The following is a 21,103-nucleotide window of genomic DNA, read 5'->3' on the forward strand; positions in this document are numbered from 1 at the left end:
AAGCCGGGGGTTCGGTGATTATGCGGAGTCGCTGGGAGCGGCGCCATCCTCGGCTTCAAACGCCGTTTCGGGTTCGGGGATGTCGGCCGGCGTTTCCAGGGTTATCCGGCCGAGCTTGCCGTCGCGAAGCTCATGCAGCAGCACTTCGGCGCCACGGTGAAAGTCGATCGTACCACCAGCGCGCAGGCCGCCACGTTTGCTGGCGATCTCGCCGAGAATGGCGTGGCCGTCGAAGCCGGCAATCGCCAACAGGTCGAGTGGCTGAGGGCCGTCGGCCTCGACGCGTTCGGCCTCAGGGTGAGGCGCGTAGGCCGGCAGTGTCTCGAGCCTGTAGCGTGCCTTGAGGGCCTCGGGATAACGCCGGGCGAGTTCGGCCGCCGTGACCAGCGCGACCTCGACGTAATCGATAGCGGTGTCACGAATGGCGCCACTGGCCGCCAGGCGGAAGGCACTGGCCTGGTCTTCGATCTTTGGCCACAGCACCCCAGGGGTATCCGTCAGCGCCACGCGGCCCCCGATGCGCACCTGTTGCTGGCGCTTGGTGACCGCGGGCTCGTTGCCGGTCTTGGCGATACTGCGGCCGGCCAGGCCATTGATCAGTGTCGACTTGCCCACATTGGGGATGCCCATGACCATGACACGTACGTCGCGATCAGCACGTATCTGGCCCGCCAGCGCGTGACAAAGCTTGGGGATGCGCTTGAGCTCCCTGGCCTGGGTGGTCGTCACAGCCAGGGCCCGGGTGTCGGGCTGGGCATCGAAGTGGGCGGTCCACTCGCGGGTCCGCTCGGAGTCGGCTAGGTCGGCCCGCGAGAGGATCTTCAGCACCGGCTTGTGGCGGGTCAGCTCGGCGAGCATGGGGTTGGCGCTGGAGTAGGGCAGGCGGGCGTCGAGAACCTCGATCACCACGTCGATTTCCGGCAGCGCTTCCAGGATCTGGCGGCGTGCCTTGTTCATGTGTCCCGGGAACCAGCCGAGCATTGTCGCCTCTCCTGAAGCCTTGAATAAAACGGCCGTCATCATAGCAGAATGACGGCCGAAACAGGCTGGCGAAAGCGGGCAGGGCGGCTACTCCCCGGCGTGGAACTGCACGGCCACCGAGTTGATGCAGTAGCGCAGCCCTGTGGTCTCCGGCGGACCGTCGGGGAACACATGGCCCAGGTGGGCGTCGCAGCGCGCACAGGTCACCTCGGTGCGCTGCATGCCGTGACTGGTGTCGGTATGCTCCGCTACGCAACCCGCCGTGAACGGCCGGTCAAAGCTGGGCCAACCGCAGCCGGCATCGAACTTGTGCTCGTTCTCGAAAAGGGGGGCGCTGCAGCAGACGCAGTGGTAGATGCCGTGCTCGTCGGTGACCTGGTAATCGCCCGTGAAGGGGCGTTCGGTGCCCTTCTCGCGGGCCACCCGATATTGCTCGGGGGTCAGTTTTTCGCGCCATTCGGCGTCGCTCTTCTCGATCTTGCTGCGCATGGCGAGTCTCCTGTTCAGTGGCGGCATCGGCGGCCTAGCCGATAGGCCCATTGTGGCACCATCCGGCGCCTCTTTTCGCGGTGGATTTCGCACCGCGGTCACGAGGGCTCAACGAGGCCGGAACCCGGCTTGACAGCCCCGGGAGGGCTCGGTAATATTCGCGCCACCTCGATGGATCGAGACATGCGTCCCATTCGTCTAGTGGTCCAGGACACCGCCCTTTCACGGCGGTAACAGGGGTTCGAACCCCCTATGGGACGCCACTCGACTCGTCAGGTGCCGGAAAACAGGAATAGTGCGGGAATAGCTCAGTGGTAGAGCATCGCCTTGCCAAGGCGAGGGTCGGGAGTTCGAATCTCCTTTCCCGCTCCAGGTTCGAAAGAGTGTATACGTCCCATTCGTCTAGTGGTCCAGGACACCGCCCTTTCACGGCGGTAACAGGGGTTCGAACCCCCTATGGGACGCCATCTTCCTGTTATCAGCCAGTGCGAGACTTGCGGGAATAGCTCAGTGGTAGAGCATCGCCTTGCCAAGGCGAGGGTCGGGAGTTCGAATCTCCTTTCCCGCTCCAGATTCTAAATATCTTATGTGTCCCATTCGTCTAGTGGCCCAGGACACCGCCCTTTCACGGCGGTAACAGGGGTTCGAACCCCCTATGGGACGCCACTTCGCTAGCCCTAGGGTTTATATAAGCGGATTAGCTTCGCTGTAAGCATCGTCTGTCGCGATTACCTTCCCTTCCTGTTCGCTTTTTGCTTATCCATGTCCTTTCCATGCCCTTCGTCGGCCGACTTCTGCTCTTGCCGGAGCGGGCGTACCTGCGTTGCCGTCTTGAAGTATGGATGGCCTACCCCAATGTCATGAGCCTGCTTTTGTTCTTTCCTTCACGACGGGTTTGTTTATGGCCGAACCGGCACTCTCCATCCGTGGCTTGACCAAGATCTACGGCAACGGCTTCGAAGCCCTGAAAGGCATCGATCTCGATGTCGCCGACGGTGACTTCTACGCGCTGCTCGGTCCCAACGGGGCAGGGAAGTCGACCACGCTGGGGGTGGTCTGCTCGCTGGTGCAGAAGACAGCCGGCAAGGTGACGATTTTCGGCATCGATATCGACCGGGATTTTGCCAAGGCCAAGTACCATCTCGGCGTCGTGCCCCAGGAATTCAACTTCAACCAGTTCGAGAAGGTCCTCGATATCGTGTTGGCCCAGGCCGGCTACTACGGCATGTCGCGTCGTAAGGCGCTTCCCCGTGCTGAGCAGCTACTCACCGACCTCGGCCTCTGGGACAAGCGCAACGGCAGCGCACGCATGCTGTCCGGTGGCATGAAGCGTCGTCTGATGATCGCCCGCGCCTTGATGCACCGGCCGAAGATGCTGATTCTCGACGAGCCCACCGCCGGCGTGGACATTGAACTGCGCCGCAGCATGTGGGAGTACATGCGCCGCATCAATCGTGAGGAGGGCACCACCATCATCCTCACCACGCATTATCTCGAGGAGGCAGAGAGCCTGTGTCGCAATGTCGGCATTATCAATAACGGCGAGATCGTTCGCGACACCAGCGTGCGTGACCTGCTCGCCGAGCTGAATACCGAAACCTTCCTGCTCGACCTGGCGCATGCGGTGGACGAGGCGCCGGCGATCGACGGTTTCGAGGTCAGGCTCGTCGACACTGCCCAGCTGGCCGTAGTGGTGCATCGTGGTCAGCGGCTCAATGATGTCTTTGCGTCCCTGGGCGAGCAGGGCATCCAGGTGGTCTCCATGCGCAACCGCGCCAATCGGCTCGAGGAGATGTTCGTCTCCATGGTCGAGCAGGGCAACGAGCGACAGGCCGCGGCCCGGGCAGCGGAGACCAGTGCATGAATCCGATGCAGACCGCCATCGCCCTCTGGACCCTGGTACACAAGGAAATCAAGCGCTTCACGCGCATCTGGCCACAGACGCTGCTGCCGCCATCGATCACCATGACCATGTATTTCATTATCTTCGGCAACCTGATCGGGTCGCGGATCGGCCAGATGGATGGCTACAGCTACATGGATTTCATCGTTCCCGGCCTGATCATGATGGCGGTGATCACCAACAGTTATTCCAATGTGGCCTCGTCGTTCTTTTCCAACAAGTTCCAGCGCTCCATCGAGGAGATGATGGTGTCGCCGATGCCCAACTGGGTGATACTCGCCGGCTTCGTGCTGGGGGGCATGGCGCGAGGCCTGGGGGTGGGCGTCATCGTCACCGTCGTATCACTGTTCTTCACCCGGATTGAGGTAGCGCATCCGCTATTGACGGTTTTCGTGGTGGTGCTGACGGCCGCGCTGTTTGCCATCGGGGGGTTCATCAACGCCTTGCTGGGCAAGAAGTTCGACGATATTTCCATCGTCCCGACCTTCATTCTCACCCCCTTGACCTACCTGGGCGGGGTCTTCTATTCGATCTCGCTGTTGCCGTCTTTCTGGCAGGGCGTGTCGATGCTCAACCCCATTCTCTACATGGTTAACGTCTTTCGTTACGGTTTCCTGGGCGTTTCCGACATCCCGGTGGGCTGGGCGTTGACGGCCGTGCTGGCCTTCATTGTGGTGCTGTTCGGTCTGGCGTTGTGGATGCTGGAACGGGGCAAGGGGATCAGGAGTTGAGTGCCATGGATCGTCCCGACTCGCTCGGCGAGGCGCCGTTGGGCCGCGACTCAGCCTACCCGGATGCCTACGATGCCGGATTGCTCTTCGCCATTCCGCGCGCGGTCAATCGGGCACCGCTGGGGATCGAAGCGAGTTCGTTACCTTTTGTCGGCGAGGACGAGTGGCACGCCTTCGAAGTCTCCTGGCTCAACGCCCGCGGCAAGCCCATCGTCGCCGTGGCGCGCTTCCGGCTGCCGGCGGCGTCGCCTCACCTGATCGAATCCAAGTCCTGGAAGCTCTATCTCAATGGATTCAATCAGACCCGGTTCGAGAGCCGCGAGCGTGTAGTCGACATCATGAAGCGGGACCTGGCCGCCGCTGCAGAGGCGCCGGTTTCGGTCGAGTTGTTCGATCTTGACGACGACGCCCTTAGGCCTCGTCCGATGCCCGGGCAGTGCCTGGACGAGCTGGATATCGCCATTAATCGCTATTCTCCGAGCGTAGAGCCTCTGCATGTCAGGGACCAGGTCGTCGAGGAAACGTTGCATTCACACCTGCTCAAGTCCAATTGCCCCGTCACCGGCCAGCCCGATTGGGGCAGCGTGCTGATTCGCTATCGAGGCCAGAAACTCGACCGCGAAGGGCTACTGCGGTATCTGATCGGCTACCGCCAGCACCAGGATTTTCACGAACACTGCGTGGAGCATATCTTCATCGATCTCATGACTCGTGCCCGTCCCGAGCGACTGCTGGTCCTGGCACGCTACGTGCGTCGCGGAGGGCTCGATATCAGCCCCTGGCGCGGCACGCCTGGTGAGTGTCCACCGCAGCCATTGCGTTTGGCACGCCAATGACACGATGAGCTCGCGGGAGGGTGTTGATAAAGTAGCGAGAACTTTTCTCGTTTAATCTTCGATTTGGGAGAGCCGACATGGATGCAATGACGCTGCTGCACGAACGCAGCTCTATGGGCAAGTTGACGGGCCCTGCACCGACCCCAGAACAGCTCGATGCGATCTATCGGGCGGCATTGCGTGCCCCCGACCACAAGGAGCTTCGTCCCTGGCGGTTCGTCGAGTTTTCCGGCGAGGGGCTGTCCAGGCTCGGGGAGTTGTTCGCCGAGGCCGAGTACCGCGAGGATCCCCACGCCGGAGATGCAGCGCTCGATGCAGCTCGCAAGAAACCGCTTCGTGCCCCGATGATCATCGCTGTGATTGCCAAGGTGACCCCTGATGTCGTCGATGTGCCCAAGATCGAACAGGTGATCTCCGCTGGCTGCGCGGCTCACGGTGTCCTGCTCGCCGCGCATGCGCAGGGCCTGGGCGCCATGTGGCGCAGCGGCAAGTACGCTTTCGACACCACGGTGCGCAAGGGGCTCGGACTGGACGACGATGACGAGGTCGTCGCCTTTGTCTACCTCGGCCAGCTTGCCGGACGACACAAGCCTGTTGCCGACCATGACATCAGCGCCTTCGTGGAGCGCTGGAACTGAATCGACGCACGAAACCTGCCGGCGAGATTAAATAATGCTTGAGTGTAACTGTGTGTGTACTATCGTTACTGATAGGACGTCGCACTCCTGCCCGTGTAGAGCGGTGTCCGTATCTCGAGTAGTTGCCTCTCTCGCTGGACAGGAGATCTTCAATGAACACTCAGAATGTCACCGACATCTGCCCATTTATCCCCGAGATCGGTGCGGCCTGTGGGGTAGAACACAAGATCGCTGCCTCGCGGCGTCAGCCTGATGATGGCCCGATGACCATCGAGCAGACCGTAAATGCGCGTCGAGAAGCCGAGTACGTTGCCCGACGCAACGGCATCAAGGAGCCACTACTGCAGTTATGGCAAATCAGGCGGTAAGCGCCGCACATGCTTTCTTCCAGACATTCGTGGTATCACCCAGATGCAACGGAATGCTGGCCATGGGGACAGGCGAGGCGTTATTTCTTGCGCTTATTGATCAGCTCCCGCTCGAAGGAGCCAAGCACCACGATGATCACCAGGGCGAGGGCGGTTACCATCCCGGCAAGGGGGAAGTTATTTAAGCCGGCGGCCACCCCGACGGCGCCGGCCAACCAGATTGAAGCGCCTGTGGTAAGACCGCTGATGCTGCCTCCACTTCGAATGATACTGCCAGCGCCGAGAAAGCCGATCCCACCGATGATGCCTTCTATGACTCGGGTGGGATCGATCCGTGCCGAAGGGTCTCCCACCGCTGTCTCGTACATGATGCTCATGCCGAGAATGGTGAAGGTGGCGGCCCCCAGCGATACCAGCATGTGCGACCGTAACCCCGCCGGTTTACCCCGAAGCTCGCGCTCGAGACCCAACAGTAGCGCCAGTCCCACGGCAACGGCAAGCCGAGTCAGCATGTCCAGAATTGGAATCTCATATTCCATAAGCGCGCTCGATCCATGAGGTAATGCACCATGTACAGGACGTTCTTGAGGTAGCCATACTCAGACCATCATTGTGAACCATAGCCACACGCCAAACAGCACCAAGCCAACAAGGCCGAGCTGTGTTGAATGTTTCCTCCAGAAACTCAGCGCTGCCTCGCCGGTTATCTTGACGAGTATTGCCAGGCCGAAATATCGCGCTCCGCGGGCCAGCATGGCCGCCAGCAAGAAGAGCAGAAAGGGGTAACCGCTCGCCCCCGCGGCCAACATGGCGAGCTGAAATGGAACAGGCGAGAGGCCAACCGTCAGGATGGCCAGGAAACCGTCTTGCTGGATTCGACTGATGGCGTTTTCGTAGGCCGCATCACTGCCAAAAAAAAGAATCAATGTATCGCCCCACTGCGCCATGGCGCTCACACCGAGATAATAGCCCAGGGTGGCGGCAGTGAGGTTGCCCATCAGCGCCACACTCGCCATCGTCCATTTTCGGTGAGGGTGGCATAGCATCCACGGAATCAGGATCAGCTCGATGGGGATAGGGAGAAGCAGCGTTTCCATCATCGACAAGCCGAACAGCATCACCATTGCGTGGCGAGATCTGTCCAGGCGATCAAGCCAGACTTGTGCAGAAAAAGAAGATGATCGTGACATGGCTATCCCCAGCATCCTTGCCCTGAGCCGATAAGGCTCAAGACAAAACTGCTGTATAGCTTTCTTGCGTGTATTTTTAATTAAGTCATAAAAGCTGAAATGCGACGTCGAACTTTACCACGCCGTCCCGAGGTTTTCATTCAGGCTGTCAGCGCGATATTCGCGCGTGATCTGCTGACTTTTCCTTCAAAGTCTCAACAAGTTTACCCCACATGATCCGGTCATCTCGTGGGGGACTGTCGATACGCGACGCTTGACTTTTGGGTTGCCCACAGGTTCTAGATTGAAGATCAAGTTATATTTTTTTCAATGCAAGGAGACTGATGCCCATGAACCCCGCTGCTGCGACACCTTCTTCACAGCATGTGACGGCCCGCGTCTATCGGATGAAGACGGAAGAGCATCTCTGCCCGTTTGGCCTGAAGACCGTGGACCTGCTTAAGCGCAAGGGCTATGCCGTAGAGGATCATACCCTCACATCTCGCAAGGCGATTGAGGCGTTCAAGGAAGACGCTGGTGTCGACACCACCCCGCAGGTCTATATCGGCGATAAACAAGTGGGGGGCTATGAGGAGGTTCGTGCTTACCTGGGGTTGAGCGTGCCCGGCGACAAGGAGACCACCTATCAGCCGGTCATCGCCATTTTTGCCACATCCCTGCTGATCGGTCTGGCGGTGAGCTGGGTGGCCAATGGCACTCTCGTATCATCGCGCATGCCCGAGTACGCCATTGCCACCGCTATGACATTGTTAGGGCTCCAGAAGCTGCAGGACGTGGAAAGCTTCAGCACCATGTTTCTCAACTATGACCTTCTGGCTCAGCGCCATGTTCGCTACGGTTATTTTTATCCCTTCGCCGAAACCTTGGCGGGTATCTTGATGCTGGCGGGAGCATTGATATGGATCGCTGCGCCGTTGGCATTGTTTATTGGTACAGTGGGTGCAATCTCCGTCTTCAAAGCAGTTTATATCGACGAGCGTGAACTGAAGTGCGCTTGCGTGGGAGGTAATAGCAATGTCCCGTTGGGATTTGTATCGTTAACCGAAAATCTTGTCATGATGGGCATGGGGATTTGGATGCCGCTGAAAATGCTCATTTTTTAAAGACAAGCCGAGTCGTCTGACGACAACGATTACACGTATTCTCATTGACCCGCCAAGGAGATGGCAGATGGATATCAAGACCTTCGGTGACCTGATCGACTGGACACGCCAGCTACATGAACACCTGGCGCGGTGTCTCGCTCACTGCGCCGGCCAGCACGAGGAGGAGCGGGCCAGGATGCTGCTCGACTACCTGGCGGACCACGAGGCCGAATTGGAACGCGTCGTGGCCGAGTACGAGCGGCGAGCCGATCCCAAGGCCCTTAAAACTTACGTGTACGATTACCTTGAGCATCGGCCGATCCGCACGCATCGCACCTGTGATGGCCACTACGCGTCTCTGGACTCTGAGGGCATCTGCAGGGAAATATTCGATTTCCATGATCAGGTGATCGACCTATACCGCAGCCTGGTCGGAAAGGCAGCAATTCCCGAGGCGAAACAGCTCCTTGAGTCGCTGCTGGAGTTGGAAGAGCACGAAGCGATGCGCCTGGCTCGACAAACGGGAAGAATGAAAGATGTCTGACAAATACTTTCATTATGCTTCTGGCAGGACTGAAGGTCGGGGGAGGCCGGATGACGCTAATACCGGATGAGCCTCACCTGAGATGACTGAAGACTGTGATGACTGAAGATTAAGAGGAGCAGCCTGCCGGGTGGGCAGCCCCAAAGATCTCCAGTGCTTCGCCCATGTTCTGTTGCAGCTTTTCAATGCGGCTGTCGTGAGCCGGATGAGTGGACAGAAATTCCGGTGGCTGGTCGCCACCGGCATCAGCCATGTTGCGCCACAGGACCACGCTCTGCCTCGGGTCGAATCCCGCTTTCGCCATGATTGCGAGGCCCATTCGGTCAGCCTCGTCCTCATGGGCTCGGCTGAACGGCAAGGCGATACCGAGGTGGGCACCAATGCCCAGGGCCTGCAGCAACTGCGCCTGCCGCAGCTCTCCCTCGCTGAACAGGCCGACCAACAGCAGCGCAGCCTCGATTCCGAGCTCCTGGGTGAGCCGCTCGTTGCCATGGTCGGCCAGGACGTGACCCACTTCGTGGCCGATGACGGCGGCCAGCTGGGCCGGTGTCTTCGCCACACGCAGCAAGCCTGCATGCACACCGATGCGTCCCCCCGGCAGGGCGAAAGCATTGGGAGAGGGATCGTCGAAGACGACTACCTGCCAGGTTTCGGGCATATCGGCCGTCGGATATCGTGCCTTGGCAGCTACAATGACCTCCTCAGCCACGCACTGCACCAATTGGTTGACGGCGGTGTCCTGCTCGATGGGACGCTGTTGGCGCATCTGGTCGAAAGCATCCCCACCAATCTCGGCCATGTAGGTGTCGGGCACTAGTGCCAATTGGACACGCCCGGTGGGCGTCTTCTCGCAACCGATCAGGACCAGAAGTACCAGCAGCAGGACAAAACGCATGATACAAGCTCTCCACTATGAGAGTGACCAGCCGGGCTGGATCAAGGGGAGCGAGCCGGTAATGTCGCTGATCTAGTCGCTTTTCCATTTGATCTGAAACTCTATTTCTTCCTCATCAACTGACCGCTCGTGTTCGATGGTAAATTCGGCTCGTACTGGAACATAAATGCGCTCGCCCGCAATCTGAATATCGAAACGTTCCCCGTTCTCGATGGCATCTGCCAGACGCCGCAGCTTGGCCACAAAGTCGGCCTTCGGGTAGCCTTTTTCTACGTCCCTCTCTTCTTTGGATCCCATGTTTCTCTCCTAAGTGACGTTGTTGCCGCCAGCGCCTGTGGCGCAAGCAGGTTCGTACCCAGTCTAGCAGGTCAATCACACCTTCCACCCGGCGACCGCAGTGATGGCCTGCTGGCATCTGCGAGCAGGGTCGAGACCATAGTAAATTCGCCAACGTCAATCGGGCACGCGGCTACCGGAATACCTGATTGGTAGTCCCGTGGGGCGCATGCTTGATCAGGTCTAATCCACATGAAACGTCGAAGAACCAAATTCGAATCAATGAGTTAGCGGGTCTAATGTATACAGAGGCGGGATTCGTTTCTGTATGGCAGCAGCGTGATCAAAGCCCTGGATTGACTCTACCGAGTTTCCCGGCGGCTCCAAACCTTGGTGAGGAATGAGTCATTAACACGTCGAAGCGACAGGCCCGTGTGTTACGTCAGCGGACGGTACAAATGTTCATTGACTACGAGGCCCACCTCCTCCCCAGTGGGCATCTGGCCATTGTCCTGAAGCGGCTGTACTACCAAATCCTGCGTCGCGGTAAGCGCCACGATCTGAATTCCATCGCGATGATCTACCTGATCGGCAGCTTCGTGGGACGCCTGCTCGATCAGGCCAAATCAACATGAAGTGGCGAAGAACCCGTTTAACCCGCAGGCGGTTGCCAGGGCGGCGACAAATCGCAGGTAATTTTCTCAGAATCTCTCACCCAACGAAAATGAAAGTATTTGCGAAATGTCGGTGAATGAAGAAGCTGTTCTGCTTCTTCCCTGACGTCGGCAAAGGTCATGTCATCATAGTCAACTCCACCACGGATGTAACTCACGGTTGCCTCCGGATGGCGTTCCATGCGATTCAGCAGGTCATAGTATACGATCAGACTGTCATCGCGCTGCATAAAAAATCCTAAGCCGAATTCGGGATCAGCATGACGCACTTCCGCTAGATCATCTAGGTAGCCGAACAGGCTGAGTGGTTCTCGGATCAAGAGATGGTTGGAAACACCCCCCTCCAGCCGCAAATTGGCGAACATGTTCAACGTCTGCGCCGTCTTCAGCCCAAGATAGGGCATGGCACCATTCAGTAAGAACGCCAGCGATACAATGTTGAGCCAATGCCAGCGCGACCAGAGTATTGACTGATGCTGCTTTCCGCGACCGTGGACCACAATGCACAATAATAGCGGAGCCGCAACCACTAACCATAGAAAGCTGACATGCACAAAGTCCCGGTTCACGGCAGAGAAAACCATCAGTATGAACAGGGCCAGCAGTAGGAAAATGAAGATCGGCTTTCTAAGAGTCCGATCGATAAACTGCCAAAGAGTGCTTCTCACAACCTGAAGGGCCCCATCAGGCGACAAGAACAGCAGGTGAAAGAAAATTGTCAAGGTCGTGAACGGCGCATACATAGCGTAGCCACTGAGTGCCAGCAGGCCGTGAAAGCCGATACCAGCCACGATGCCGAGGTGGCGGGTGCGAGGGATCAACAATGCCAGGACGATGGCCGCTTCGATGACCAGGGTGCCGTAGATGGCCAGGTAGCGAAACCAGGTAGCGTCCAGCCAGGTCAGGAAAGGCGGCATGCTGTGCCAAAGTTCAACGGCACAGGAAACTTCGGGATCGAGAAAGCCGGTGTTGATCTTGTGAAAAACACCGTAGAAGTACATGACCACCAACAGCGCCTGGCCCACCGGGCGAACACGTTGGAAAAACGTCTCGAAACTGACCCCGCGAAGCCAGGCATAGCTGCCACCCAACAGCAGAGCCAGCAGCCAGAAATTCTTGAGGATGGTGTGATTGGAAGCCAGCGGCGCCTGAAGCCAGGCATCGATCGCCAGGACAAGCACCAATAGCACCCACGCGCGTACGGACGCCGGTGAAAGGAATAAATAGAGGCCGAATAAAAAAACGAGAGGAGAAGTCGGCAATCCCTCGAGAGGGGTATAACGAAAAAGATAGATGATGACATGCAGAATGCTAAAGAGGCCGAAGAAACGCCCTGCCACCTGCAGCAATGCCAGTTCATCCTCGTTCCTCTGTTTGAGGGGTTGACGGCCCATTATCAAGAGTGTTGCGTTCCTGACGGCACGCATCAGAGGATAGAGTAGCGTTGCCAGCCAGTGTCGAGAAAGAATGGCGGCGGTGATGCGATTGAATAACCCAACTCGAGTTGTCATCAACGCCAAACGATGGATGGCCTCTCTGCCGTGGTAGAGGCGGCCGCTCTGCTCCACCACCATGCCCTGGTCAAGATCGAGGCCTTTGGCCTCAAACCTTCGATAGGCTTCCGGTGCCTCACGCAGCGAGATCAGGCGCACCTCCCCTGCTGCCTCGCGAAGTCTCAACAAGTCCACATAGCGGCGGCAGAAGGGGCAGTCGCCGTCATAGTAGATATTGGTTGTCATTCCCTTAGTCTCGACCGGCTCTCAACACGGTAATCTGTATCACAAAAACCAATGGCCAGCATCTATGCCAACCGTTGGTTGTTTCAGGCTAGGTCGAAAATGGTTCAGCGCAATTCGGCGTGAAATCGGTGGGAATTTCGCGTAGGCCGGATAAGCCGAAGGCGCATCCGGCGTGATGATGGTGCCCTCTTCACGCCCGATGCGCTGGCGCTTACCGGGCCTACAGGGTCGGATGACCAGCCGGTGTCGTGCGGTTAACTATCACGCCAGTCAGTGAAGAAGCAAAAAAGCCGCTGAAATCAGCGGCTTAATCGATATTCGTGGCGGAGGGGGAGGGATTCGAACCCTCGAAGCCTTTCAGCTTACGCACTTTCCAGGCGCGCTCCTTCGACCACTCGGACACCCCTCCACGATGTGGCCTCATGCGTGGCCCTTGGCCGTTTCGCATCAGAACGGCGCACACATTAACGGCTTAAGTCCTCGATAGCAAGACGTCTTTTCCTTGGCATCCGGCCGACAGCGCTGCCTCCAAGGTGTCTTTACTACCCTCGGCGCCTGCCGAATCGCTGCCCAGATTGTCCGCACAAACCTACCAATAAGTCGTGAAGGTATCGGACTGGTTAACCGATACCATTTTATAGTAAACTGGTCTAATAAGTTAACGGTCAGGTCGCTAAAGATATGCGGTGTAATCACACTCGAGAAAAGGAATTGCCGAATGGCACATGAAACTCTGTTGAAGCCGACGAAGCTGGGTAGTTTGAATCTGCCCAACCGTATCCTGATGGCGCCGCTGACGCGCGCCCGCACACCTGACAGCGTGCCTGGCAAGCTTCAGGAGATTTACTACGGCCAGCGAGCCGGTGCGGGCATGATCATCAGTGAAGCCACCAATATCTCGCCGACGGCGCGTGGGTACGTGTATACCCCCGGTATCTGGACGGACGAGCACGAATCCGGCTGGAAGCGTGTCGTCGAGGCCGTGCATGCCAAGGGCGGGCGCATGGCGCTGCAGTTGTGGCACGTTGGTCGGGTGTCGCACGAAATGGTGCAGCCGGAGGGCCAGCAGCCCGTGGCGCCGAGCGCGTTGAAGGGAGAGGGCGCCCAGTGCTTCGTCGAATTCGAGGACGGAAGTGTCGGTAACCACCCGACCAGCACGCCGCGAGCGCTGGAAACCGACGAGATCCCCGCAATTGTCGAGGATTACCGTCAAGCGGCGATTCGCGCCAAGCGTGCCGGCTTTGACATGATCGAGGTCCACGCGGCCAACGCGTACCTGCTCAATCAGTTCCTGGCGACAGGCACCAACCTGCGCACCGACCAGTATGGCGGCTCAATCGAGAATCGTGCTCGCTTTCCTCTGGCGGTGATGGATGCGGTCGCCGAGGTGTTCGGGCCGGATCGTACCGGCATCCGCATGACGCCGTTCATCGAGCTGTTCGGCCTTACCGATGACGAGCCGGAGGCCATGGCGTTCTACATGGCGGAGCAGCTCTCCAAGCGGGGTATCGCCTTCCTGCACGTCAATGAGCCGGACTGGGCCGGGGGCGACATTGCCTTTACCGATGACTTTCGCCGTGCGCTGCGCGAGCGCTTCAAGGGCAGCTTGATGTTCTGCGGGCATTACGATGCCGAACGGGCCGAGCGCCTCATCGAGGCCGGTATTGCCGATGCAATAGTGATCGGGCGCTCCTATATCGCCAATCCCGACCTGGTCGAACGGTTTCGGGTCGGCGCCGAGTTGAACGAGTCAGACCCGACGACCTACTACGGTGGTGGTGCGGAGGGGTATACCGACTATCCGTTCCTGAATAATGGATACGATCGGCTGGGATGACCCCCCGCTGTTCCGCACCGCCGCCGATGATACGCCACCTAATCTATCCCCTCAGCCGAGGGGGTTTTGCATTCTGGCTGCATGAGTCGCATGCGTAACGTTTTAACCGGAAAATCGATCATCTTGTTGTAAACTCAAATGAGGCGCCGGCCGCTTCACGCCGGCTTGTCGAGGGATCGATGACGACCCCGGGTTCGAAGGAGTTTCGGATGGATAGCCTCGTACGTCAGTCCAGCAGCACGCATGCCAGTCGTGTGTATGAAGTATTGCGCCAGGACATTCTCCATGGCCGTTTTCAAGCCGGTGAGAAGATCGCCATCAATACCTTGAAGGAGCGCTACGGGGTCGGTCTCAGCCCGTTGCGCGAGGCGCTCAATAAGCTGTCGGCTTATGGCTTGTTGACACAGGAAAACCAGCGTGGCTTCCGGATTCCCGGCCTTAGCCGCGCTGAGCTCGACGATATTGCCGATATGCGTCGCAAGCTCGAGTGCATGGCGCTCGAGCAGGCCTTGCAGTTCGGCGATGCCGAATGGGAGTCGGAGCTTCTGGCCGTGGCGCATCGGTTGAAGCGCGCTGAAAGCGACCACGCCAACATGGAGCATTGGGAGCAGTTGCATGGTCGCTTCCACCGTACCTTAGTGGCGCCATGTGGCTCTGCCTGGCTGCTGCGGTTCATTTCCCAGCTGCACGACCAGTTCGACCGCTATCGCCGTCTGGCCCCCGAGAACGCGTCGATCCGCCAGGTACTGGATGCCCAGCATCACGAACTCGTCGACCTTGCCCTGGCGCGTGATACCAAGGCGGCCGTGCGACTCATCGATCATCATGTCGTGCTGTCCTACGAGGTGGCGCTGGGCGCTGTCGCCACAGATTCATGATCATGAGCCCCGCGGCACCGGCATTGCCGGGAGTGACCACGTCTGCCCGATAATAGGATTTGCGCCTGCCTATCGGGGCCGGTCAGCAAGCCGGCCTGAAAACCGCTGCCATTCAACGCCTTGGTGACACTATCTCACCGTTCTCTCTATCGCGTGACAAAAAGCTACGCAGTTTTATGCTGCACTGCAGCAGAGAAGGGGTTATGTTGGTGGTGTAGTTTTTCTTGGAGATGAAATATGAATATGTCAAAAGTTTCATATACTTCAGTCGATAGCGAAGTACTGGAATTCTGGAATCAGCGGGCCCTGAAACAACGTGCGGCCTTCGAGGCGATCGCCGGCTACCTCGGCTAACAGTCAGGTGATTGGGGGTAAGTCACGATTGCGGTAAGCTGATCGCCGTGTCGATGTAAAGGCATACCCCCACTGACCCGGAGACTTACCCATGCTGTTACGACCCTTGTTGGCCAGTGCATTACTGGTTCTACCGCTGGCGGCCGTTGCCGAGAGCCCCAACATCGAACCGGGACAGTGGAGTTTCACCAGTACCACCTCGGTCGAGGCCGATATGCCGATTCCCGATCAGACCGAGACTTATGATGAGTGCATCGCCCAGAGCGACCTCGATGATGGCTCGTTCGACTTCGTGGAAGAGGAAGAGGGCTGTGAGCTGCTGGAGCATAACGTCTCGGCTGATGGGGTCGACTATCAGATGATCTGCCGCGAAGAAGGCGGTGAAGCGACGATCGAAGGCAACATGGCCTTCCTGGGCGACCGGACTGAGGGTAATGTCGATATCCTGGTCGAATCGCAGCAGATGGGTCAGATGCAGATGCAGACGGTCATCGAGGGTGAACGTACCGGCGACTGCTGACGACTAGGCAAGACAATTCGGGCAAGACGAAAACGCAAAGGCCACCTTGATAGGTGGTCTTTTTTGCTAGGTGGTCTCTTTTAATAGCTGGCCTCTTTTCGAGCTTTTTGTCGGCAAGCGAATCATCGCCGAGCGACCTCAACGGCCGGCCGGGGTGTCGCCCATCTCACGATCCAGTTGCCGCGCCACATCACCGGGTGAGCCAGTTCGACGGGCCAGCAGGTCATAGGCCACCGGCACCACGAACAGCGTGAACAATGTGGCCACGGCCAGGCCACACAGGATGACCGTGCCGATCACCAGCCGCGTCTCGGCGCCCGCGCCACTGGAGACGATCAGCGGCACGGCGCCGGCCATGGTGGTGACCGCGGTCATCAGGATAGGGCGCAGGCGGGTCACGGCGGCGTCGACCAGGGCGTCGTGGAATGCGACGCCCTGATCGCGAAGCTGGTTGGCGAATTCCACGATCAGGATGCCGTTCTTGGCCGCCAGCCCCACCAGCATCACCAGGCCCACCTGACTGTAGATGTTCAATGACTGCCCGGTGAGGTACAGGCCCAGCAGTGCGCCACTGATCGCCAACGGCACAGTGAGCATGATCACGAACGGGTGCACGAAACTCTCGAACTGACCCGCCAGCACCAGGAAGACGACCAGGATACCCAGCCCCAGCAGGAAGCCGGTGGCCCCGCTGGCCTCGAGATAGTCGCGCGACGCGCCCTTGACGTCGGTCTGGGCCTCCGCCGGCAACACATCGTTCACCGCGTTTTCAAGATACGCCAGAGCCTCACCCAGTGGGTAGCCGCTTTCCAGATCGGCCTGAAGCGTGATAGCGCGGATACGATTGAAGCGGTTGAGGGTGCTGGGCCCGGCGAAATCGCTCAGAGAGACCAGGCTCGCCAACGGAATCAGCTCACCGGAACGCGCCGACCTGACACGGATATTCTCCAGTGAACCTGGGCTGGGACGGGCGCCGGTAGCGCCCTCGAGGATGACATCATATTCCTGGCCGTCATCGACGTAGCGGGTCACGGTACGACCGCCCAGCAGGGTTTCCAGGGTCCGGCCGATCTCGGTGACTGTCACGCCGAGCGCGGCGGCCCGGCCATAGTCGATGTCCACGCGCAGCTGCGGCTGGTTTTCCTCGTAGTCGCTGTCGATCCCGGTCAGGCGCGGATTATCCTCGCGGATGTGCTCGACCAGGGTATCGCGCCATTCTGCCAGCTGCTCGTAGGTCCCGCCGCCGAGCACGAACTGTACGGGCTTCTCGACGCGCTGGCCGAAGCCCTGACGCATCACCGGGAAAGCCCGAATGCCGGGGAGGTCGGCGAGTTCCGTACGAATCTCGTCCATGATCGCCCAGGCCGAGCGCCGTTGTGACCAGTCCGCCAGATTGACGATCACGAAGCCGCTATTGAAGGTCTCGATGTTGCCCCAGCCCATGGGGGCTCGCACGACGATTCGTTCAACCTCGCCGGTGTCGGTCATGGGCATCAGCCGCGTCTCGATCTCATCCATGTAGTCGAGCATGTAGTCGTACGTTGCACCGGGGGGACCGCTGACCAGCACCCAGAAATTGCCGCGGTCCTCCTGCGGCGTGTACTCGTTGGGTAACTGCGCGTTGAGCCATACCATACCGCCGAGCACGCCCAGGAACAGCGCGACGACCAGCAGACGCAGCTTCAGGACGCGCTCGAGCAGGGCGCGATAGAGGCGCCGCGAATGCTCGAGCACCCATTGCACCGCGGTCGAGAGGCGCCCCTCGTGCATGTCCGACTTGAGGATCTTGGAGGCCATCATCGGCGTCAACGTCAGCGCCAGCAGGGTAGAGATCGCCACGGCGGCGGCCAGCGTCAAGGCGAACTCCGAAAACAGCCGCCCGATGTCGCCCTGCAGCAGGCTCAGCGGCACGAAGACCGCAATCAGCACCAGGGTGGTGGCGATGACCGCGAACGCGATCTGGCGGGTGCCGCGATAGGCGGCGACCAGCGGGGTTTCGCCCAGTTCCTGCATGCGCCGATTGATGTTCTCCAGCACCACGATGGCGTCGTCGACGATCAGGCCGATGGCCAACACCAGCGCCAGCAGGGTCAGCAGGTTGATGGTGAAGCCCATCACCGCCAGCGCCGAAAAGGTCCCGATCAGCGCGATGGGCACGGTCACCGCGGGTATCAACGTGGTGCGTACGTTGCCGAGGAACAGGAAGATCGCCACCACGACCAGCCCCATGGCGACGAACAGCGTCAGCACCACCTGGGAAATCGCCCCCGAGACGAACACCGACGCGTCGAAGTTGAGCGACAGCGACATGCCGTCCGGCAGGGTGCCCTGCAGGCGGGCCATCTCGGCTTTCGCGCCCTTTGAGATCTCCAGCACGTTGGCGGTGGACTGCTTCATCATGCCCAGGCCAACCATCGGCACGCCGTTGCCGCGAAAGATGGTGCGCTCCTCCACGGCGCCGATCTCGACCTCGGCCACGTCGCCCAGGCGCACCAGGTAGCCATCGCTGCCCTCGTCGAGCACCAGTGAACGGAAGTCGGTGGGTGTCGCGAAGTTGCGCGGCAGGCGCACGATAAACTGGCGCTCACTCGACTCGATGGCCCCGCCGGGCAGTTCGACGTTCTCTTCGCGCAGGGCGTCCTCCACATCGCCCGCAGTCAGCCCACGGGCGGCCAGCGCATCGGCGTCCAGCCACACGCGCATGGCATACTCGCGCCCGCCGCCGACCCTGACCTGAGACACGCCAGGCAGCACCGAGAAACGATCCACCAGGTAGCGATTGGCATAGTCGGTGAGCTCGGCCATGTCGTAGCCATCGCCCGTCAGGCTCAGCCAGACCACCACATCCGAGCTGGAATCGGCCTTCTGCACCTCGGGCGGGTCGGCCTCCTGGGGCAGGTTGTCCAGCGAGCCCGAGATGCGGTCGCGTATATCGTTGGCCGCGGCGTCGATGTCCATGTCGAGGCCGAACTCGACGTTGATGCTGGAGCGGCCATCCTCGCTGGAGGACGAGATGACCTCGATACCCGCCACGCCGGAGATACGATCCTCCAGCACCTGGGTAATACGCGTTTCCACCACGCTGGCCGACGCCCCGGGATAGCGGGTGTCGATCCCCACCACCGGCGGGTCGATGGAGGGGTATTCCTGTAGCGGCAGCCGCTCCAGCGCCAGCAGGCCGAATGCCACGATCAACGCGGCGAGCACCGTGGCCAGCACCGGCCGCTGGATGGAAATGTCCGAAAGGCGCATCAGCTGTCCGCCTCGGCGGTGTCGCGCTGGCGGCTGATGATATCCGCCACCGTCGTGGCATCATCCATGATGCCCAGCAAACGCGCCTGCTGGCCGTCGCGCACGCGGTCGGTGCCGTGGGCGACCACCAGGTCGCCGCTCGCAAGCCCCTCGACGATCTCGACCTCGCCCTCGCGGCGCGCCCCGATCGTTACCTGGCGGCGCTCGACGCGGTACGCCTCGTCTTCGTGAAGCACCAGCACGTACTGTCGCTGCCCTTCGGGAATCAATACCGATTCGGGCAGCACCAGCGTCTCGCGCGGCGGACGTCGCACCACCACGAGCATCAACATGCCGGGGCGCAGGCGCAGCTCGGGGTTATCGAGCTCGGCGCGCACCGTCACGCTGCGGCTGACCGGGTCGACGCGGGTGCCGATGCTCGCCACCTTGCCCTCGAACACCTCTTCGGGATAGGCGGCGCTTTGCGCGGTCAGCGTCAGGCCGGGTTCCAGCAGCCCCAGGCTCACCTCGGGGAGGGTGAAGTCGAGCTTCATCACGTCGAGCTTGTCCAGCGTCACCAGGTCCATGCCCGGCGTGACCAGGGCGCCGACGCTGACGTTGCGAAAGCCCACCCGGCCGTCGAACGGCGCGCGCAACTGGTAGTTGGCCAGGCGTGCCTCGAGCGCCTGGATCTCGGCCTCGACCTGGCGCAGGCGGGCGCGGCTGTCTTCCACCTCGGCGCGCGGCGCGAGGTTGCGCTCCTGCAGCTGCGCCAGGCGGTTAACGGTGTTGCGGCGCTCGTCTCTTAGTGCCTGGGCGGCGCGCAGGTCGGCCTGTTCCTCGTCATCCGCCAATCGCACCAGCAGGCGGCCGGCCTCGACGGTATCGCCATCCTGAAAGTTCAGTTCGCGGATGATCTCGGTGACGGTGGTGGAGAGCGTCACGCTTTCATCGGCGCTCAGCGTGCCCAACCCCTCGATCGGGTCGGACCACGGCTCGAGCGACGCGCGGGCGCCGATCACGGCGGTGGGTTCCTGGGCGGCCAGCGGCGTCGCCAGCAGGCCGAGCACGATCAGCAGGGCGGCCGCCAGGACGCCGGAGGCCGGGGCGAGAGCGCCAGAGAAAGGAAAGCGCGCAGGGTGACGCACGAGGGGCGATATCGGGGGCATGGTGTCTCGTCGTGGCGAATCGGGTGGAAGCGGTATCCAGGCTGGCGAGGTGGTCTACCCATAATCTGGCAGAAAAATGTGGCAAAAAAAGGCAACCGAAAATTAACTGTACAGGGGTTATACATTGAGGGGAAGTGCTCGTGGTGTCTTCTCCGCCATTCAAGTTTACTTAGCTTTTAAAGAGTGGTCCGCCCCTCCTTGTAACCCCTCTCAAACCGCGATGCCCCCTGACAAAACCCGCCCAAAGCCCCCACTCCTCGGCAAAATATTACAGACTGTAACAAATTGTACATTCATTCACGAAAAGCTCATCCCGCATGGAATCTGGCGTGGCGGGGTTTTTGCGCACTGCAAGATAGTTCTATACCGTTGCAAGATTCTCCAAGCGTAACTGGTTTGTAACAGCGATTCTGTGTCCGTGAGCCGAGTCAGGGGAAGGCAAAACTGCCCAACCCGGCCGGCTCCGACCAGAAGCGGTTAACCAACTCGAGTCGTAAGGGAGAAACAAGACATGAACAAACTGATGCAGGGTATCGAGCGTTTTGTACGCGAAGAAGAGGGCACCGAGGTCGTGGAGTGGGCGCTGGTAGGTGGCCTGATCGTGGCCGTCGGGGCGACGATCTTCGTCGCGATCGGTGGTGAGGTTAGCGAGAAGCTGGGCTTGCTTCAGACGGCGCTTGAAAATGACCAAGCTGGTACTGTGGACGGAACTTAATTAGAAGTATAGCCACTACTTTAGCTGGCGCCGATAGGGATATCGGCGCT

Annotated in this window: 21 protein-coding genes and 6 tRNA genes; 17 read left to right on the top strand and 10 right to left on the bottom strand. The window is 59.8% G+C overall.

The genetic code is table 11. The features are described from left to right. Window positions 1-18 precede the first annotated feature (18 nt). On the bottom strand, window positions 19-981 hold the full coding sequence (ylqF, locus tag KG088_RS16525) for a ribosome biogenesis GTPase YlqF (protein WP_213827269.1): 963 nt from the start codon (window positions 979-981) through the stop codon (window positions 19-21). Between the two features lie 87 nt (window positions 982-1,068). Next, the gene (gene msrB, locus KG088_RS16530; RefSeq protein WP_213827271.1) at window positions 1,069-1,470 is read right to left on the bottom strand and encodes a peptide-methionine (R)-S-oxide reductase MsrB; all 402 of its coding nucleotides are present in this window, start codon (window positions 1,468-1,470) and stop codon (window positions 1,069-1,071) included. Window positions 1,471-1,657: 187 nt separating this feature from the next. On the opposite strand from msrB, the gene KG088_RS16535 reads away from it, so the two are divergent. The 10 genes from KG088_RS16535 to KG088_RS16580 all read left to right on the top strand — a co-directional run bounded on the left by KG088_RS16535 (window position 1,658) and on the right by KG088_RS16580 (window position 5,946). Then, a tRNA-Glu gene (locus KG088_RS16535) sits at window positions 1,658-1,733 on the top strand. A gap of 34 nt (window positions 1,734-1,767) precedes the next feature. Then, window positions 1,768-1,842, top strand: a tRNA-Gly gene (locus KG088_RS16540). A gap of 19 nt (window positions 1,843-1,861) precedes the next feature. Next, window positions 1,862-1,937: transfer RNA gene (locus tag KG088_RS16545), tRNA-Glu, on the top strand. Window positions 1,938-1,966: 29 nt separating this feature from the next. Then, window positions 1,967-2,041 (top strand) — tRNA-Gly (locus KG088_RS16550). Window positions 2,042-2,060: 19 nt separating this feature from the next. Beyond that, window positions 2,061-2,136: transfer RNA gene (locus KG088_RS16555), tRNA-Glu, on the top strand. A gap of 235 nt (window positions 2,137-2,371) precedes the next feature. After that, entirely contained in the window at window positions 2,372-3,334 is a 963-nt protein-coding gene (locus KG088_RS16560; protein WP_213827273.1) for an ABC transporter ATP-binding protein, read from the top strand. Continuing rightward, window positions 3,331-4,104: an ABC transporter permease gene (locus tag KG088_RS16565; RefSeq protein WP_213827275.1), complete on the top strand. Its 774-nt coding sequence runs from the start codon at window positions 3,331-3,333 to the stop codon at window positions 4,102-4,104. The genes KG088_RS16560 and KG088_RS16565 overlap by 4 nt, the downstream gene beginning before the upstream one ends. Before the next feature lie 5 nt (window positions 4,105-4,109). Next, complete coding sequence (gene queF, locus KG088_RS16570; protein WP_213827277.1) at window positions 4,110-4,940, top strand: NADPH-dependent 7-cyano-7-deazaguanine reductase QueF; 831 nt, start codon at window positions 4,110-4,112, stop codon at window positions 4,938-4,940. 77 nt (window positions 4,941-5,017) lie between these two features. Further along, window positions 5,018-5,578, top strand: a complete 561-nt coding sequence (locus tag KG088_RS16575) for a nitroreductase family protein (protein ID WP_213827279.1) — start codon at window positions 5,018-5,020, stop codon at window positions 5,576-5,578. A 152-nt stretch (window positions 5,579-5,730) separates the two neighbouring features. Next, window positions 5,731-5,946 (top strand): hypothetical protein, encoded by a 216-nt coding sequence (locus KG088_RS16580; protein ID WP_213827281.1) that lies wholly within the window; start codon window positions 5,731-5,733, stop codon window positions 5,944-5,946. Window positions 5,947-6,026: 80 nt separating this feature from the next. Here the strand turns inward: KG088_RS16580 and KG088_RS16585 are convergent, their stop codons facing one another. After that, a complete protein-coding gene (locus KG088_RS16585) occupies window positions 6,027-6,485 on the bottom strand; it encodes an MgtC/SapB family protein (protein WP_213827283.1) in 459 nt (152 codons plus the stop codon). Between the two features lie 60 nt (window positions 6,486-6,545). After that, window positions 6,546-7,070, bottom strand: coding sequence for a YqaA family protein (locus tag KG088_RS16590; RefSeq protein ID WP_250148323.1), 525 nt, complete (start codon window positions 7,068-7,070; stop codon window positions 6,546-6,548). Between the two features lie 395 nt (window positions 7,071-7,465). On the opposite strand from KG088_RS16590, the gene KG088_RS16595 reads away from it, so the two are divergent. Further along, the gene (locus KG088_RS16595; RefSeq protein WP_213827285.1) at window positions 7,466-8,239 is read left to right on the top strand and encodes a glutaredoxin family protein; all 774 of its coding nucleotides are present in this window, start codon (window positions 7,466-7,468) and stop codon (window positions 8,237-8,239) included. Window positions 8,240-8,306: 67 nt separating this feature from the next. Continuing rightward, window positions 8,307-8,765 carry an ATPase gene (locus KG088_RS16600; protein WP_213827287.1) on the top strand — a complete coding sequence of 153 codons (459 nt, stop codon included), beginning with the start codon at window positions 8,307-8,309 and terminating at the stop codon, window positions 8,763-8,765. A gap of 109 nt (window positions 8,766-8,874) precedes the next feature. Here KG088_RS16600 and KG088_RS16605 read toward each other — a convergent pair whose 3' ends face one another. Together KG088_RS16605 and KG088_RS16610 are read right to left on the bottom strand one after the other, a co-directional pair. Next, window positions 8,875-9,660, bottom strand: a complete 786-nt coding sequence (locus KG088_RS16605) for a M48 family metallopeptidase (protein ID WP_213827289.1) — start codon at window positions 9,658-9,660, stop codon at window positions 8,875-8,877. Window positions 9,661-9,732: 72 nt separating this feature from the next. Beyond that, a complete protein-coding gene (locus KG088_RS16610) occupies window positions 9,733-9,957 on the bottom strand; it encodes an amphi-Trp domain-containing protein (RefSeq protein WP_213827291.1) in 225 nt (74 codons plus the stop codon). A 437-nt stretch (window positions 9,958-10,394) separates the two neighbouring features. Between KG088_RS16610 and KG088_RS16615 the strand changes: the two genes are divergently transcribed. Next, complete coding sequence (locus KG088_RS16615) at window positions 10,395-10,571, top strand: hypothetical protein (RefSeq protein WP_213827293.1); 177 nt, start codon at window positions 10,395-10,397, stop codon at window positions 10,569-10,571. A gap of 17 nt (window positions 10,572-10,588) precedes the next feature. Here KG088_RS16615 and KG088_RS16620 read toward each other — a convergent pair whose 3' ends face one another. Together KG088_RS16620 and KG088_RS16625 are read right to left on the bottom strand one after the other, a co-directional pair. Further along, the gene (locus tag KG088_RS16620; RefSeq protein ID WP_213827295.1) at window positions 10,589-12,349 is read right to left on the bottom strand and encodes a DCC1-like thiol-disulfide oxidoreductase family protein; all 1,761 of its coding nucleotides are present in this window, start codon (window positions 12,347-12,349) and stop codon (window positions 10,589-10,591) included. Window positions 12,350-12,670: 321 nt separating this feature from the next. After that, window positions 12,671-12,758: transfer RNA gene (locus KG088_RS16625), tRNA-Ser, on the bottom strand. A gap of 309 nt (window positions 12,759-13,067) precedes the next feature. Here KG088_RS16625 and KG088_RS16630 point away from each other — a divergent pair. From KG088_RS16630 to KG088_RS16640, 3 genes are all read left to right on the top strand, one after another. Next, the gene (locus tag KG088_RS16630) at window positions 13,068-14,186 is read left to right on the top strand and encodes an alkene reductase (protein ID WP_213827296.1); all 1,119 of its coding nucleotides are present in this window, start codon (window positions 13,068-13,070) and stop codon (window positions 14,184-14,186) included. A gap of 209 nt (window positions 14,187-14,395) precedes the next feature. Then, window positions 14,396-15,064, top strand: a complete 669-nt coding sequence (locus tag KG088_RS16635; protein ID WP_213827298.1) for a GntR family transcriptional regulator — start codon at window positions 14,396-14,398, stop codon at window positions 15,062-15,064. Between the two features lie 445 nt (window positions 15,065-15,509). Continuing rightward, window positions 15,510-15,938 carry a DUF3617 domain-containing protein gene (locus KG088_RS16640; RefSeq protein WP_213827300.1) on the top strand — a complete coding sequence of 143 codons (429 nt, stop codon included), beginning with the start codon at window positions 15,510-15,512 and terminating at the stop codon, window positions 15,936-15,938. A gap of 138 nt (window positions 15,939-16,076) precedes the next feature. Here the strand turns inward: KG088_RS16640 and KG088_RS16645 are convergent, their stop codons facing one another. Further along, window positions 16,077-19,190, bottom strand: coding sequence for an efflux RND transporter permease subunit (locus KG088_RS16645; RefSeq protein ID WP_213827302.1), 3,114 nt, complete (start codon window positions 19,188-19,190; stop codon window positions 16,077-16,079). Beyond that, window positions 19,190-20,338 (bottom strand): efflux RND transporter periplasmic adaptor subunit, encoded by a 1,149-nt coding sequence (locus tag KG088_RS16650; protein WP_213827304.1) that lies wholly within the window; start codon window positions 20,336-20,338, stop codon window positions 19,190-19,192. The genes KG088_RS16645 and KG088_RS16650 overlap by 1 nt, the downstream gene beginning before the upstream one ends. Before the next feature lie 511 nt (window positions 20,339-20,849). Here KG088_RS16650 and KG088_RS16655 point away from each other — a divergent pair. Further along, window positions 20,850-21,053 (top strand): Flp family type IVb pilin, encoded by a 204-nt coding sequence (locus KG088_RS16655; protein WP_213827306.1) that lies wholly within the window; start codon window positions 20,850-20,852, stop codon window positions 21,051-21,053. Window positions 21,054-21,103: the final 50 nt, after the last annotated feature.

Origin of the sequence: Halomonas jincaotanensis, assembly GCF_018448785.1 — a bacterium.
Lineage (GTDB): Bacteria > Pseudomonadota > Gammaproteobacteria > Pseudomonadales > Halomonadaceae > Halomonas > Halomonas jincaotanensis.

Bases quoted from the DNA above. Each gene is read 5' to 3' on its own strand.
- KG088_RS16620 (WP_213827295.1), bottom strand. From the start codon at position 12,349: ATGACAACCAATATCTACTATGACGGCGACTGCCCCTTCTGCCGCCGC.
- KG088_RS16595 (WP_213827285.1), top strand. From the start codon at position 7,466: ATGAACCCCGCTGCTGCGACACCTTCTTCACAGCATGTGACGGCCCGC.
- ylqF (WP_213827269.1), bottom strand. From the start codon at position 981: ATGCTCGGCTGGTTCCCGGGACACATGAACAAGGCACGCCGCCAGATC.
- KG088_RS16655 (WP_213827306.1), top strand. From the start codon at position 20,850: ATGAACAAACTGATGCAGGGTATCGAGCGTTTTGTACGCGAAGAAGAG.
- KG088_RS16645 (WP_213827302.1), bottom strand. From the start codon at position 19,190: ATGCGCCTTTCGGACATTTCCATCCAGCGGCCGGTGCTGGCCACGGTG.
- KG088_RS16630 (WP_213827296.1), top strand. From the start codon at position 13,068: ATGGCACATGAAACTCTGTTGAAGCCGACGAAGCTGGGTAGTTTGAAT.
- KG088_RS16610 (WP_213827291.1), bottom strand. From the start codon at position 9,957: ATGGGATCCAAAGAAGAGAGGGACGTAGAAAAAGGCTACCCGAAGGCC.
- KG088_RS16615 (WP_213827293.1), top strand. From the start codon at position 10,395: ATGTTCATTGACTACGAGGCCCACCTCCTCCCCAGTGGGCATCTGGCC.
- KG088_RS16575 (WP_213827279.1), top strand. From the start codon at position 5,018: ATGGATGCAATGACGCTGCTGCACGAACGCAGCTCTATGGGCAAGTTG.
- queF (WP_213827277.1), top strand. From the start codon at position 4,110: ATGGATCGTCCCGACTCGCTCGGCGAGGCGCCGTTGGGCCGCGACTCA.
- KG088_RS16600 (WP_213827287.1), top strand. From the start codon at position 8,307: ATGGATATCAAGACCTTCGGTGACCTGATCGACTGGACACGCCAGCTA.
- KG088_RS16565 (WP_213827275.1), top strand. From the start codon at position 3,331: ATGAATCCGATGCAGACCGCCATCGCCCTCTGGACCCTGGTACACAAG.
- KG088_RS16650 (WP_213827304.1), bottom strand. From the start codon at position 20,338: ATGCCCCCGATATCGCCCCTCGTGCGTCACCCTGCGCGCTTTCCTTTC.
- KG088_RS16590 (WP_250148323.1), bottom strand. From the start codon at position 7,070: ATGGTGATGCTGTTCGGCTTGTCGATGATGGAAACGCTGCTTCTCCCT.
- KG088_RS16640 (WP_213827300.1), top strand. From the start codon at position 15,510: ATGCTGTTACGACCCTTGTTGGCCAGTGCATTACTGGTTCTACCGCTG.
- msrB (WP_213827271.1), bottom strand. From the start codon at position 1,470: ATGCGCAGCAAGATCGAGAAGAGCGACGCCGAATGGCGCGAAAAACTG.
- KG088_RS16560 (WP_213827273.1), top strand. From the start codon at position 2,372: ATGGCCGAACCGGCACTCTCCATCCGTGGCTTGACCAAGATCTACGGC.
- KG088_RS16585 (WP_213827283.1), bottom strand. From the start codon at position 6,485: ATGGAATATGAGATTCCAATTCTGGACATGCTGACTCGGCTTGCCGTT.
- KG088_RS16580 (WP_213827281.1), top strand. From the start codon at position 5,731: ATGAACACTCAGAATGTCACCGACATCTGCCCATTTATCCCCGAGATC.
- KG088_RS16605 (WP_213827289.1), bottom strand. From the start codon at position 9,660: ATGCGTTTTGTCCTGCTGCTGGTACTTCTGGTCCTGATCGGTTGCGAG.
- KG088_RS16635 (WP_213827298.1), top strand. From the start codon at position 14,396: ATGGATAGCCTCGTACGTCAGTCCAGCAGCACGCATGCCAGTCGTGTG.